Genomic DNA, 15,007 nt, shown 5'->3' with positions numbered 1-15,007 from the left:
ATGAATATGAAAAAAAGAATCTTATTCACCGGACTTCTTCTGTTGCTGACTCTAGGCACTTTTGCAGTCACTCCTGTCGCTCCGGACAAGACACATGCGCAAAAGATAGTAGAAGCCATTCACAATCCGAAAACAGACTATGTAGTGGTAGTATCCCACCGGGGAGACTGGCGGGATTATCCGGAGAACTCCATCCCTGCCATCGAATCGATTATCCGCATGGGAGTTGATGTCATGGAACTAGACCTGAAACTGACAGCAGACAGTGTACTTGTCCTTTGTCACGACGGTACTATCGACCGGACTACCACAGGAAAAGGCAGAGTCAGCGACGTAACTTACGACTATATCAAAAGCTGTTTCCTGAAAACAGGTCATAACTGCCCCACTAAATACAAGATGCCGACCTTAAAAGAAGCATTGGCCGTCTGCAAAGACCGTATAGTGGTTAACATAGACCAAGGGTACCAATATTATGATTTGGTAATGGCTATCACAGAAGAATTGGGAGTCACAGAACAAATCTTGATTAAAGGTAAAAAGTCGGTTGATTTTGTAGATGCACAAGCTAAGAAGTATAAACACGCCATGATGTACATGCCCATTATTGATATCAACAAACCAAGCGGACAAGATTTGTTCCGCCAATATATGGACAAGAAAATCATTCCTCTAGCATATGAAGTATGCTGGCAGCAAGAAACTTCGGAAGTAAAAAAATGCATGAAGGATATACTTACACAAGGTTCTAAAATCTGGGTAAATACTCTTTGGGCCTCACTCTGCGGAGGTGAAGAAGCAGGTATGTACGATGACTATGCTTTTGAGCATGGGGCAGAAGTTTACCAAAAGGTATTAGATCTCGGCACATCCATCATACAAACCGACCGACCGGAGTTATTAATCAGCTACCTGAAGAAAATCGGACGGCACAATTAATCCCCGAAAGTAATTATTCTATTTACCAGATAAGAAAACATGAGAAATTTCAGATTGCTCCTTTTGGCTTCGCTTTTGGCACCGACTATCCTATGGGGACAAAGTATAAAAGACATCCGCTATGTAGATGCCTCCCAACTGACCCTTGTAGGAAAAGCCTTGCCTACCCCACATCTATATCACCGTATAGATACGGTAGCTTTCAAGGGATTTTCAAAATCAGAAAACCAGCAAGCCAGATGTTCAGCAGGATTAGCGGTTGTTTTCAGGACCAACTCACCCCAGATTGACCTGCTTCCCTCGTATAAATGGGAATACAGGAAAGATAATGTAACAGGAATAGCAGCTGCCGGCTTCGACCTCTATATCAGACAGAATAATGAATGGATATATGCCAATTCGCTAGCTCCTGCTAAACGGAACGAAGCATTCACACTGATGTATGGTATGGAGCCAAAGGAAAAAGAATGTCTGCTTTACCTGCCGATGTACAGCGAACTCGAATCTCTGAAGATAGGCATTCAGCCGGGATCTTCAATCGAAACGATCCCGAATCCTTTCGGGCAAAAAGTCATATTCTTCGGTTCCAGTTTTACGCAAGGTATTGGAGCAAGTCGTCCGGGGATGAGTTATCCGCTGCAAATAGAACGTAATACAAACTTACATGTCTGCAATTTTGGATTCAGTGGCAATGCCAAACTTCAATCTTATTTTGCGGAAGTGATAGCAGCCACCGAAGCCGATGCTTTTGTATTTGACGTGTTTTCCAACCCCGACGCAATGCAAATCAAGGAACGTTTACAAGCATTTGTAGATATCATTGTAGCCAAACACCCTAAGACTCCTCTGATATTCGTACAAACCATTCAACGGGGCAATGAAGCATTTAACACCTTGATTCGAGCCAGGGAGAGTGACAAACTGGAAATAGTGGAAACTCTTATGAAAGAGATTATCCGGAAATATCCGAATATCTACCTGATAGGCAATCCGTTGCCATCTCCCGAAAACAGGGATACCTGTACCGACGGAACCCATCCGTCGGACCTCGGCTACTACTTTTGGGCTAAGAATTTAGAGAAAAAAATAATCGAAATACTAAATAAAAACAAGTGCTTATGAATATGAGATCAGATTAAAAATACGAATCTATCCCAAATAGAATATCTTATTCAGAAATAATCAACATAATATACTCACTGATAAAGAAAAAAAATGCATTTTTGTACTTTAAACAAATACGCTATGAAGATAACTAACGACATATTAAAAGATTATTTCTATGATAAGTGTTCTCACGAGGAAGAAATAGAAATCCAAAAGTGGTTGACAGAAAATGACAATAACCTAGTGGACCAGAGTTTCCGTGAGATTATCTCTGAAATTCAAATGGAGAATCATGAGTTATCTCAAAAAGCTTTCCAGAAATTTCAAAAAGCAACTCAATCCCAACAGGTCCGCACACCACGCCCGGGACTTCAGCGCTCAATCCGCTGGATGCAGCGTGTGGCAGCCGTCCTTTTTATACCACTCCTGTTTTTAGCCGGATATTTACTTCTTGACAAGAAGGCAAATATACACTGGAATGATATCACCGTACCACACGGTATGCATCAGACACTCACTCTTTCGGATGGAACGACGCTCCATGTCAATTCAGGCACGCGGGTAATTTACCCTTCCGATTTCACAGAAAATAAAAGAGAAATCTTTGTCAGTGGAGAACTTTTTGCCGATGTGGCAAAGGATCCGGACAAGCCTTTTATCATTTCTGCCGGTGACGTCCATGTGCAAGTGCTGGGTACAAAGTTCAATCTCCGTGCCTACGAGAATATCGAGACAGTAGAAGTCGCGCTCGTAGAAGGTTCAGTACTGTTCAAAACTCCAACTCATCCTAATGAGATTTTGAAGAAAGGAGAAATGATTCAGTATAACCGAACTTCACAGAAGATTGTCCGCGATACATTCCTTGCCAATCTGTACAAGTGTCCGGCCAAAAACGAAGGATTCTATTTCAGTAATCTTCCCCTTAATGATATTGTGAAGGAACTGGAATATTATTTCGATACCAGAATCATCATATTAGATCAAAAGCTAGGTGACAGCACTTACATTGCTTACTTCACTAACGGGGAAACTCTCGACGAGATTTTATCCAATCTCAATACAGACGGACAAATGTCCATAACCCGGAGTCAGGGAGTAATCATGATTACTTCTGCAACTCCATAAAATTAGCAGTAGTATAACCTGATATGAAGCAAACTAATATTTATAAAAAATATATATCAACGATCTGGTTTGCTTGTGTGATGATATTTTTCTCTCAACCCATTCTAGCACAAGACATAACCTTACAATTAAAGAATGTTACTGTAAAAGAAGCAATAGAAGCTTTACATAAGACCAAAAATTATTCTGTTGTAATCAAATCCGCAGAGATCAACATGAGTAAAAAAGTGTCAGTCAATGCCACTAATGCGCCTATTAAGGCCGTTTTGGATCAGATATTTGTGGGACAGAATGTTAGCTACGCCATCAACGGGTATAGCATCATTATCAGTAAAAAGTCCGATACCAGTCAGCAAAATTCAAGTAAAAGAAAGAAACAGACGATTACCGGTATTGTTTATGACGAAGAAGGTAATCCTGTGATAGGCGCTTCAGTGATGAACAAAGAAACCGCACAAGGAGCAATTACCGATCTGGATGGAAGGTTTTCTTTAGAAGCTTTCATACCCTCAACAATCGAAATTTCGTACGTAGGTTATGAAATGGCAACAGTCAATGTAAAAGACAATCAGACCAAGACCATCCGCCTGATTCCTTCCAGCCTGATGATTGACGAGGTAGTCGTAGTTGGTTATGGTAGTCAACGCAGAAGTAACCTGACAGGTGCCGTTTCCACCATCTCTAGTAAAGACCTGAACAACCGCCCGGTAGTATCTGCCGCCAATGCATTGCAGGGAGCCGATCCATCTGTAAATCTTACTTTTGGCACAGGTTCGCCCGAGTCAGGGTATTCATTAAACATTCGTGGAGGTATCTCTGTCAACGGTGGCACTCCGTTAGTATTATGTGATGGCGTAGAAGTACCGCTAAATCAAGTCAATGCAAATGATATCGAATCGATTTCTGTATTGAAAGATGCATCTTCGTGTGCCATTTATGGAGCAAAAGCATCGGCTGGTGTGGTACTTATTACCACTAAATCGGGAAGTGCCGCAACAAAAGGAAAAGCCAAAATTTCCTATAACGGTCGTTTCGGATGGACACAGAATACGACTTCCACTGATTTTATCCGTACCGGGTATGATTATGTAACTTTCGCCAACAAGTTCTACCATGCATACAATGGTGTGAATATGTACTTGTATGAAGATGAAGAACTCCAGAAGCTCTACGACCGCAGGAATGATATGACTGAGAATCCTGAACGCCCCTGGGTAGAAATCGGAGAAGACGGGAAGTACTATTATTATGGAAATACAGATTGGTATGGACACTTCTACAATCGCACCCGCCCACAGATGGAACATAACGTTTCCATCACCGGAGGTGGCGAGAAGGTGAATTATTATATCAGTGGACGCTACTATCAGCAGTATGGTATGTTCAACATTGATAAAGACCTCTATAAAGATTACTCATTCCGTGCCAAGATGGATGCCCAACTGAATAAATGGATAAAATGGTCGACAAATATCGGATTGGACAACAACAATTACAGATATAACGGAACTTCCAATTATGCAATGACCATTGCTCGTCTGGAATCGAATATCAGTCCGTCATTCGTGCCTTTCAATCCTGACGGAACAATTGTGCAATATACAAACCAACTTTATGCCAACTCCCCTCTCGGAGCCGGCGACGGTGGCTATCTGACATCTCAAAGAGGGCATAACACCAAATCCAGAACACTCTTGTCTGTAGTCAACCAGATTGATATTACTTTACTGGAAGGATTGACTTTGACTGCCAATTACAGTTATCAGCAAAGAAAACAGCTGTATCGCTATCGCAACAACTCATTTGAATATTCACGTAGTCAGGGAGTGACACAGACATTCACTTCCGGAAGTATCTTTAACAACTATGAAGAAGACGAATCTTTCCCCGTCACTCATATGCTGAATTACTATGCTACTTTTGAACATTCATGGGCAAAGAAACATAATCTTAAAGTGGTGGCAGGTAGTCAGTATGAGACTTACCGTAATGTCAACAAAGATACTTCCATGACCAACTTGTCCAATGATAACCTCGACTCCTTTTCGGCAGTAACACCCGAAAGTGTGCTTACCGTATCACAAGATATCAGTGCCTATAAGACTCTTGGTTTCTTTGGGCGTATCAACTATGACTACATGGGCAAATACTTGCTTGAGGTATCCTGCCGTGCTGATGGTTCTTCCCGATTTGCAGAAGGAGACAGATGGGGAGTATTCCCCTCGGTATCAGCAGGGTGGAGAATTTCTGAAGAAAACTTCTTCAAACCTGTAAGTGACTGGTGGAGCAGTTTAAAATTACGTGCTTCTGTCGGCAGTCTGGGTAACCAACAAGTAGATTATTACGCTTATCTGCAAACAATCACTTCCGATAACCAATTCAGTTATACCTTCGATGGAGAAGGAAAAGCATACTATGCGAAAATTTCCAATCCAATCTCTTCCGGGCTGACCTGGGAAACTGTTACAACATACAATGTCGGATTGGATATGTCATTCCTTAGAAACCGTCTAAGTATGAGTGCCGACTATTACGTCCGTAAAACAACGGATATGCTGACCACCTCATTGACTTTACCGGATGTATACGGTGCTTCTACCCCAAAAGCCAATTGCGCTGACTTACGGACAAACGGATGGGAATTATCTGTTTCATGGAACGATTCGTTCAAAGTAGCCAACAAGCCTTTCCGATATGGGATACAAGCTACCTTGGGAGATTACCAGCGCACAATCACCAAATACAACAACCCGGACAAACTGATTTCCGACCACTATGTAGGAAAGAAAATGGGAGAAATCTGGGGATACCATGTAGACGGATTGTTTAAAACAGACAAAGAAGCTGCGGAATATCAGGCAAAGATTAATGACAAAGCCGTGAACGGACGTGTTTACAGCAGTAAAGTAGACGGTTATCTACGTGCCGGTGATGTACGCTTTGCCGACTTGAATGGAGACAACGTGATCGGAGCAGGAGCAGGAACCGTAGATGACCCGGGCGACAAACGGATCATCGGAAATACGACTCCAAGATACAACTATTCTTTCCGCCTGGATGCAAGCTGGAATGGTTTTGACGTATCTGCTTTCTTTCAAGGGATCGGTAAAAGAGACTGGTATCCGTCCTCCAGTTCCAGTTCACAAGGAGCGAATTCTTTCTGGGGCCCCTATTCTTTCCCTTCTACCTCATTTATAGAAAAGTCATTTCCGGAAGACTGTTGGACAGAAGATAACAGAAATGCCTTCTTCCCACGCATCAGAGGTTATCAATCCTACTCCGGAGGTTCACTCGGAACAGTCAATGACCGATATATACAGAACATTGCTTATCTGCGTTTCAAGAACCTCTCTATCGGATATACCCTGCCCATCAACAAGCGTTTTTTCGAAAAAGTCCGTGTTTATGTTTCAGGAGAGAATCTATATTATTGGTCGCCTCTGAAGAAGCATAATAAAACCATTGATCCAGAATTGGCTATCTCTAGTAGCACTTACTCATCCAACACAGGTTCGGGATATGCTTATCCACGTGTTTATACTGTTGGAGTAGATATTACTTTTTAATTAATGATTAATCAGATATAGTATGAAAGCTATCAACAAAATAATTATCCTGGGAATGGTGACAACCCTGTTCAGTAGTTGCGACCTGACACTCCTACCGGAAAATGCAGTGACACCGGAGAATTACTTTCAAAATAAATCCGACCTGGAGTTATGGACCAATCAATTTTATACTTTGCTGGATGAACCGGACGCTTCAGCCGGTACAAATGCAGACGATATGATTGACAAAGGCATGGGACAGGTGATTGAAGGTACCCGTTCGGCTGCTAGCGAAACCGGATGGTCATGGAGCAAACTCCGTCACATCAATTATTTTCTGCAACATTCCTCCAATTGTGATGATGAAACCGCCCGCAGCCAATATAACGGTGTGGCACAGTTCTTCAGAGCTTATTTCTATTTCGTAAAGGTACGTCGTTATGGAGACGTGCCCTGGTATGATCAGGTATTAGGTTCGGAAGATCAGGAATTACTGGCTAAAGCCAGAGATTCACGCGAATTTGTGATGGATCGGGTCCTCAAAGATTTCGAAGATGCCGCCACCAGCTTACCAACTAAAAGCACAGACACTCGGAATACAAGAGTCACTAAATGGGCAGCACTGGCATTTGCCAGTCAAGCTGCACTCTATGAAGGAACTTATCGGAAATACCACGGACTGGACAATTATGAGAAATATCTGGAAATTGCAGCAAGCACTGCCAAGCAGTTTATTGATGAAAGCGGCTTCAGTCTGTATAAAGAAGGAACAGAACCTTACAGAGATATGTTCTGTGCGGACAATGCCAAAACAACAGAAGTTGTACTGGCAAGAGCTTATAACTTCGAAGGTCTACAATTATCACATTCCGTACAATTCAGCATCGCCAATCTGCAGATGGGCTTCACCCGCCGGTTTATGAATCACTACCTGATGACTGACGGAACGCGTTTCACAGATAAACAAGGATATGAAACTATGTTCTATACAGAAGAGGTAAAAGACCGTGATCCACGCTTACAACAAACTGTACTTTGCCCGAACTATATCCAGAAAGGAGAAACGACCGTTACTGCTAATGATTTAACTGCCTACTGCGGATACAGACCTATCAAATTCGTAGGAACGAAAGACCATGACGGAGCCGCCAAAAGTACCTCCGACTGGCCGCTGATGCGAGCCGCAGAAGTGTACCTGAATTATGCCGAGGCTAAAGCAGAATTAGGAACTCTTAAACAAGAAGATCTGGATATCTCTATCAATAAAATTCGTGAACGGGCAAAAATGCCGGATTTGATTCTTACAGACGCCAACAACAATCCCGATCCGTATTTGGGTACCTGCTATCCGAACGTTGAGCAGGGAGCGAACAAAGGAGTCATTCTCGAAATACGTCGCGAACGTACCATTGAATTAGTTATGGAAGGCTTGAGACAATGGGATTTGTTCCGGTGGAAAGAAGGAAAACAAATGTTCAATCAGTACATTCCTTACTACGGCATCTATATTCCTGGAGTAGGAACGTATGACATGGATGGAGACGGAAAACCTGATTTGGAAATCTACGAAACCACAGCAACTTCGCAATGTGATAATAAAAAGAAACTGGATAAGGATATTTACCTCTCCAATGGTACATCCGGCTATATTATCGGATTTCCTAAAGTTACTTATGGCAATGACTGGAAAGAGGAAAGAGACTATTTATGGCCAATTCCTGCCGATCAGCGCGTATTGACACAAGGCATTCTGACCCAAAATCCGGGTTGGGAAGACGGCTTAAGTTACTAATTAATCCACAATTTATATTTTTATCAGTAAGGTGTATCGGTAATCCCCGATACACCTTACTATCACTATTGCTTTTTTTAAAGCAACAAACACTAATTACCATGTTAAAACAACTTATCAAATTCTATCAAATCAGTACTCCTGCACCAGTTCTTAAAGAGAACAAGAAGAAGCTCAAAAAGCTACAATGGGCAACCTTTTTTTCCGCAACTGCCGGATACGGTATTTATTACGTTTGCCGACTTAGTCTGAATGTAGTAAAAAAGCCGATTGTCGAAGAAGGTATATTTTCAGAAACCGAACTCGGTATCATTGGTGCTGTGCTGTTTTTCACATACGCCATCGGAAAATTCACCAATGGATTTCTAGCAGACCGCAGTAATATCAGACGCTTCATGTCCACCGGATTACTGATTACCGCTTTGGCTAACTTATGTTTAGGGTTCACTCATTCTTTTATTCTATTTGCCGTACTATGGGGAATCAGCGGCTGGTTTCAGTCAATGGGAGCAGCTTCCTGTGTAGTCGGACTATCCCGTTGGTTTGAGGACAAGAAACGAGGGTCGTTCTACGGTTTTTGGTCGGCAAGTCACAATATCGGAGAGGCTATGACTTTCATCATTGTCGCTTCCATTGTGAGTGTTTTAGGGTGGAGATATGGTTTCATAGGAGCCGGTAGTATTGGAATAATCGGAGTTTTAATTGTCTGGAACTTTTTCCACGACTCTCCCGAAAGTGAAGGACTGTCAGCAGTTAATCATCCACAAATAAAAGATGAAACCGATGATAAAGCTGACTTCAACAAGGCACAAAAACAGGCGTTAATGATGCCGGCAATTTGGATACTTGCCATCGCAAGTGCGTTGATGTATGTCAGCCGATATGCAGTGAACAGTTGGGGAGTCTTTTATCTGGAAGCCCAGAAAGGGTATTCTACGTTAGATGCCAGTTTTATCATCTCCATCAGTGCGGTTTGTGGAATTATTGGTACGATGTTTTCCGGGGTAATCTCCGACAAGTTTTTCAATGGACGTAGAAATGCTCCTGCGCTTATCTTCGGTTTGATGAATGTAGCAGCACTATGCCTGTTTCTACTAGTCCCGGGCGTCCACTTCTGGATAGACGCATTATCCATGGTACTATTCGGAACCGCTATCGGAGTACTTCTCTGTTTTTTGGGTGGATTAATGGCTGTCGACATTGCTCCCCGGAACGCTTCTGGTGCAGCGTTAGGTATTGTAGGCATTGCCAGTTACATCGGAGCAGGTATACAAGATATAATGAGCGGAGTTCTCATTGAAGGGCACAAAAGCATCGTTGATGGTAAAGAAATCTATGATTTTTCTTACATCAATATTTTTTGGATCGGAGCAGCATTACTTTCCGTTTTTTTTGCTTTATTGGTGTGGAATGTGAGATCAAAGGATTAACAGAACTGTCAGTATCATAAAAAACGTGAGTTCTTTTCGTCCTCATATGAATTTATTTCGTATTTTTGCGTGGACATCCCCTTTTTTGATGTTCAGGAAGATAATTTGTTGTTAAAGCAAAGCGAAGATTGATATATGAGTGACGAAATCAACGAGATAACGGAAGAACATTCAGACTACAAACCAGCGGACGCGCGGGACGAAAGCGTAAAACATCAGTTAACAGGCATGTACCAGAATTGGTTTCTGGACTATGCTTCATACGTTATTCTGGAACGTGCCGTACCTCACATCAATGACGGTTTAAAGCCTGTGCAACGTCGTATCCTGCATTCTATGAAACGTCTGGATGACGGGCGGTATAACAAAGTGGCAAATATTGTGGGACACACCATGCAGTTCCACCCGCATGGGGATGCTTCTATCGGGGATGCCCTGGTACAGTTGGGACAGAAAGACCTGTTGATTGACTGTCAGGGTAACTGGGGTAATATTCTCACCGGAGACGGTGCGGCTGCTCCCCGTTATATCGAGGCGCGTTTATCCAAGTTTGCGCTGGATGTTGTCTTCAATCCCAAAACTACCGAATGGAAATTGTCATACGACGGACGAAATAAGGAACCAGTCACTCTTCCTGTGAAATTCCCGTTATTACTGGCGCAGGGAGTGGAAGGTATCGCCGTTGGACTTTCTTCCAAGATATTGCCGCATAACTTCAACGAACTTTGCGATGCTTCCATCAGCTATCTGCATGGGGAAGAATTCCAACTGTATCCCGATTTCCAGACAGGCGGATCGATCGATGTAGCCAAATACAACGACGGAGAACGTGGCGGAGCAGTGAAAGTACGTGCCAAGATCAACAAGATTGATAACAAAACGCTTGCAATTACAGAGATCCCTTATGGGAAAACCACTTCAACAGTGATCGACTCTATCCTGAAAGCAGTTGATAAAGGAAAAATCAAAATTCGCAAGGTAGATGACAACACAGCTGCCAACGTAGAAATATTAGTGCATCTGGCACCAGGTACATCATCGGACAAAACAATCGATGCATTGTACGCATTCACCGATTGCGAAGTAAGTATCTCACCCAACTGCTGCGTGATTGATGACAGCAAACCTCATTTCCTCACTGTCAGCAAAGTCTTGAGAAAGTCGGCAGACAACACGCTGGATTTGCTAAAGCAGGAGCTGGAAATCAAGAAAAACGAAATACTGGAAGCGTTGCACTTTGCTTCGCTCGAAAAGATATTTATCGAAGAACGCATCTATAAGGACAAAGAGTTCGAACAATCCAAAGATATGGACGCTGCTTGTGCTCATATTGACGAACGCCTGACGCCTTATTATCCAAAATTTATCCGCGAAGTCACCAAAGAGGATATTCTCAAACTGATGGAAATCAAAATGGGACGTATTCTGAAATTCAATTCGGACAAAGCGGATGAACTGATTGCCAGGATGAAAGAAGAAGTGGCCGAGATTGATAATCATCTGGCTCACATCGTAGATTATACCGTCAACTGGTATCAGATGTTAAAAAACAAATACGGTAAGAACTTCCCGCGCCGTACGGAACTGCGTAACTTCGACACCATCGAAGCTGCCAAAGTAGTAGAAGCAAACGAGAAACTTTATATCAACCGCGAAGAAGGATTTATCGGAACAGCCTTGAAAAAAGACGAGTTCGTGGCATGTTGTTCGGATATCGATGATGTCATTATCTTCTTCCGCGACGGTAAGTATATCGTTACTCCTGTTGCCGACAAGAAATTCGTCGGCAAAAACGTTCTCTATGTCAATGTATTCAAGAAGAACGATAAACGTACGATCTACAATGTAGCCTACCGCGACGGAAAAGAAGGAACGACATACGTAAAACGTTTCGCCGTGACCTCTGTAGTTCGCGACCGCGAATATGATGTCACACAGGGAACTCCCGAATCACGGATTACCTATTTCAGCGCCAACCCGAATGGAGAAGCCGAAATCATCAAGGTGACACTGAAACCGAATCCGCGTGTACGCCGTATCATTTTCGAGCATGATTTCAGCGAGGTCAGCATCAAGGGACGTCAGGCACGAGGTGTGATTCTCACCCGCTTGCCGGTACATAAGATATCCCTGAAACAAAAAGGAGGTTCCACGCTCGGTGGACGTAAAGTATGGTTTGACCGTGACATACTCCGCCTCAACTATGACGGACGAGGTGAATATCTGGGTGAATTCCAAAGCGACGACAGCATATTGATTGTTCTGAACAACGGTGATTTCTATACTACCAACTTCGACTTGAGCAACCACTATGAAGATAATGTAAGCATCGTGGAGAAATTTGATCCTAACAAGATATGGACTGCCGCGCTTTACGATGCCGACCAACAGAATTATCCGTATCTGAAACGTTTCTGTTTTGAGGCCTCCAACCGTAAACAAAACTACTTGGGAGAAAATAAGAACAACCGTCTGATCCTGCTGACCGACGAGTACTATCCTCGCCTGGAAGTTATATTTGGCGGACACGACAATTTCCGTGATCCGTTGAATATCGATGCGGATGAATTCATTGCTGTCAAAGGTTTCAAAGCCAAGGGAAAACGTATCACTACCTATGCAGTGGAGACGATCAATGAGCTTGAACCAACTCGCTTCCCCGAACCCTCACAAGAACAACAGGAAGTTCCTGAAGAGGAGCCGGAAAATCTGGACCCGGACAGCGGCAAGAGCGAAGGCGACATTATTGATGAAATCACCGGGCAGATGAAATTATTCTGATGAAGAAAAAACTAATATACCTGGGGCTGACAGGTTGCATCCTGTTCGCCCTTTGCACAAGATTACAAGCGCAGATCGACAGTCTGCAAGCCCATCGGTATGTAACACGTGCCACCATGTATGGTATCGGATTTACTAACGTTTTCGACACCTATCTTTCACCACAGGAATACAAAGGAATCGACTTCCGTGTTTCCCGTGAGTTGATTCGGATGACCAAGTTGTTTGATGGAAATGTATCTGTGCAGAACTTCTTTCAGGCAAACATCAGCTATACGCACAACCGGGCCGATAACAATAACACTTTCTCCGGATTAGTCAACTGGAACTATGGATTACATTACCAATTCCGCCTGACAGATAATTTCAAATTATTAGCTGGAGGATTGATAGATGTCAACGGAGGCTTTGTCTATAATCTCCGGAACACCAACAATCCGGCATCCGCACGGGCATACGTCAATCTGGATGCCTCCGGAATGGCTATTTGGCACCTGAAAATCAAACGGTATCCGATGGTGCTTCGTTATCAGGTCAATCTGCCGGTTATGGGAGTGATGTTCTCTCCCCACTACGGACAATCTTATTACGAAATATTCTCTTTGGGAAATTCGAGTGGAGTAATAAAATTTACCTCCCTGCACAATCAACCTTCGTTGCGACAGATGCTCTCCGTCGACCTGCCGATAGGATATACCAAAATGCGCTTCAGCTACCTGGCTGATTTGCAGCAATCCAACGTTAACAATATCAAGACACATACCTACTCACACGTATTCATGGTAGGATTTGTGAAAGACCTATACCGTATCCGAAATAAGAAAGGAACCGCTCTTCCTTCATCGGTTAGAGCTTACTAAGAGAACAAAATTTAATGTTGAAACTTCAAGTGAGAGATCAATTAATGATGAGAAATAAGATTAGACAAATACTTTGGCTGCTCTGCTGCCTTCCGGTGCTGACTGGTTGCATTGGGGAAGATGACTACGCCAATGATCCCAGAGGTAATTTCGAACAACTATGGAAGATCATTGACGAACAGTATTGTTTCCTGGATACGAAAGGTATTGACTGGGATGCTGTTCATGACGAATACAGCAAACTGATTATTCCGTCGATGTCCAATGATGACCTGTTCGACATCCTAAGCCAAATGCTTTATATCTTGAAAGACGGGCATGTCAATCTATCTTCTGCCAGTCGTATTTCTTATTACGATGCATGGTATCAGGGCTACCCTTGGAATTATAGAGAAGATATTCTTTATAATTATTATCTGGGTAGTGCCAATTCAGGCTATCGCACATCCGCTGGTCTTAAATATAAAATATTCGACAATAACATAGGATACATACGTTATGAAAGTTTCAGTGCCGGAGTTGGAGATGGCAATTTGGATGAGGTCCTTTACTATTTACAAATCTGCAATGGATTAATTATCGATGTCCGTGATAACGGAGGAGGTAATCTAACCAATTCTTCACGCATAGCTGCCCGGTTCACTGATAAACTGGCACTAACAGGATATATCCAACATAAGACAGGTCCGGGACACAATGATTTCTCAGAGATGGAACCCATTTATTTAGAACCCTCCAACAGTATTCGTTGGCAAAAAAAGGTCGTGATACTAACCAATCGTCGATGTTATAGTGCCACAAATGATTTTGTTAACATAATGCGCAGCTTAAACAATGATAACGAAGATAAAAGAATCATCCAGCTGGGTGACCAGACTGGTGGTGGATCAGGACTACCATTTTCATCAGAATTACCCAATGGTTGGAGTGTCCGCTTCTCTGCCAGCCCCCACTTTGATAAGTATGGAAAGTCATTGGAGGATGGAATAAAACCTGATGTATACGTAAACATGGATAAGATTCTGGAAGAAGGGATAGAGCAGGGTGACATAGAATCACAAAAGAAAGATCCACTGATTGAAAAAGCATTCGAAATCTTAAGTGAATAACTTTATTGCCGAATTATTTGCCAGATCAGAAAATCTTCCTATCTTTGCACCGCTAAACAAAAAAAGCTACACATGCGGATGTGGCGTAATTGGTAGCCGCGCCAGACTTAGGATCTGGTGCCGTGAGGCGTGTAGGTTCGAGTCCTATCATCCGCACAAACTACACTGTATTTACAGTTAAAAAGCCCCTAAAACGGACATTTTAGGGGCTTTTTTGTGTCCTCTTCGCTGGTCATCCGAAAAATGCTAACAACAATTCGGGGCTCACCCGATAATCATTGGGGGTATGCATAAATCTTAGCCAGTCTAAAGAGGA

The 15,007-nt window shown here is 42.8% G+C and carries 9 protein-coding genes and 1 tRNA gene; all 10 read left to right on the top strand.

Annotation, left to right across the window (positions count from 1 at the left end; translation table 11 throughout):
* A complete protein-coding gene (locus tag KTR06_RS01300) occupies positions 1–939 on the top strand; it encodes a glycerophosphodiester phosphodiesterase family protein (RefSeq protein WP_217289881.1) in 939 nt (312 codons plus the stop codon).
* 39 nt (positions 940–978) lie between these two features.
* Positions 979–2,061, top strand: coding sequence for an SGNH/GDSL hydrolase family protein (locus KTR06_RS01295; RefSeq protein ID WP_217289880.1), 1,083 nt, complete (start codon positions 979–981; stop codon positions 2,059–2,061).
* A gap of 123 nt (positions 2,062–2,184) precedes the next feature.
* The gene (locus KTR06_RS01290; RefSeq protein ID WP_217289879.1) at positions 2,185–3,171 is read left to right on the top strand and encodes a FecR family protein; all 987 of its coding nucleotides are present in this window, start codon (positions 2,185–2,187) and stop codon (positions 3,169–3,171) included.
* 23 nt (positions 3,172–3,194) lie between these two features.
* Positions 3,195–6,737 (top strand): TonB-dependent receptor, encoded by a 3,543-nt coding sequence (locus KTR06_RS01285; RefSeq protein ID WP_217289878.1) that lies wholly within the window; start codon positions 3,195–3,197, stop codon positions 6,735–6,737.
* 22 nt (positions 6,738–6,759) lie between these two features.
* Complete coding sequence (locus tag KTR06_RS01280) at positions 6,760–8,511, top strand: RagB/SusD family nutrient uptake outer membrane protein (RefSeq protein ID WP_004312644.1); 1,752 nt, start codon at positions 6,760–6,762, stop codon at positions 8,509–8,511.
* A 101-nt stretch (positions 8,512–8,612) separates the two neighbouring features.
* Positions 8,613–9,941 carry an MFS transporter gene (locus tag KTR06_RS01275; RefSeq protein ID WP_217289877.1) on the top strand — a complete coding sequence of 443 codons (1,329 nt, stop codon included), beginning with the start codon at positions 8,613–8,615 and terminating at the stop codon, positions 9,939–9,941.
* 135 nt (positions 9,942–10,076) lie between these two features.
* Positions 10,077–12,722, top strand: coding sequence for a DNA gyrase/topoisomerase IV subunit A (locus KTR06_RS01270; RefSeq protein ID WP_004312642.1), 2,646 nt, complete (start codon positions 10,077–10,079; stop codon positions 12,720–12,722).
* Complete coding sequence (locus KTR06_RS01265) at positions 12,722–13,582, top strand: DUF3316 domain-containing protein (protein WP_087317110.1); 861 nt, start codon at positions 12,722–12,724, stop codon at positions 13,580–13,582. Before KTR06_RS01270 ends, KTR06_RS01265 begins: the two co-directional genes overlap by 1 nt.
* 47 nt (positions 13,583–13,629) lie before the next feature.
* On the top strand, positions 13,630–14,691 hold the full coding sequence (locus KTR06_RS01260; protein ID WP_032848650.1) for a S41 family peptidase: 1,062 nt from the start codon (positions 13,630–13,632) through the stop codon (positions 14,689–14,691).
* A 74-nt stretch (positions 14,692–14,765) separates the two neighbouring features.
* Positions 14,766–14,847 (top strand) — tRNA-Leu (locus KTR06_RS01255).
* The last annotated feature ends 160 nt before the right edge of the window (positions 14,848–15,007 follow it).

Source organism: Bacteroides sp. MSK.20.12 (genome assembly GCF_019052435.1).
Lineage (GTDB): Bacteria > Bacteroidota > Bacteroidia > Bacteroidales > Bacteroidaceae > Bacteroides > Bacteroides xylanisolvens.
This window is presented reverse-complemented; position numbering and strand designations above follow the sequence as displayed.

Coding starts and splice junctions, on each gene's coding strand:
- KTR06_RS01300 (WP_217289881.1), top strand. CDS start 1: ATGAATATGAAAAAAAGAATCTTATTCACCGGACTTCTTCTGTTGCTG.
- KTR06_RS01295 (WP_217289880.1), top strand. CDS start 979: ATGAGAAATTTCAGATTGCTCCTTTTGGCTTCGCTTTTGGCACCGACT.
- KTR06_RS01290 (WP_217289879.1), top strand. CDS start 2,185: ATGAAGATAACTAACGACATATTAAAAGATTATTTCTATGATAAGTGT.
- KTR06_RS01285 (WP_217289878.1), top strand. CDS start 3,195: ATGAAGCAAACTAATATTTATAAAAAATATATATCAACGATCTGGTTT.
- KTR06_RS01280 (WP_004312644.1), top strand. CDS start 6,760: ATGAAAGCTATCAACAAAATAATTATCCTGGGAATGGTGACAACCCTG.
- KTR06_RS01275 (WP_217289877.1), top strand. CDS start 8,613: ATGTTAAAACAACTTATCAAATTCTATCAAATCAGTACTCCTGCACCA.
- KTR06_RS01270 (WP_004312642.1), top strand. CDS start 10,077: ATGAGTGACGAAATCAACGAGATAACGGAAGAACATTCAGACTACAAA.
- KTR06_RS01265 (WP_087317110.1), top strand. CDS start 12,722: ATGAAGAAAAAACTAATATACCTGGGGCTGACAGGTTGCATCCTGTTC.
- KTR06_RS01260 (WP_032848650.1), top strand. CDS start 13,630: ATGAGAAATAAGATTAGACAAATACTTTGGCTGCTCTGCTGCCTTCCG.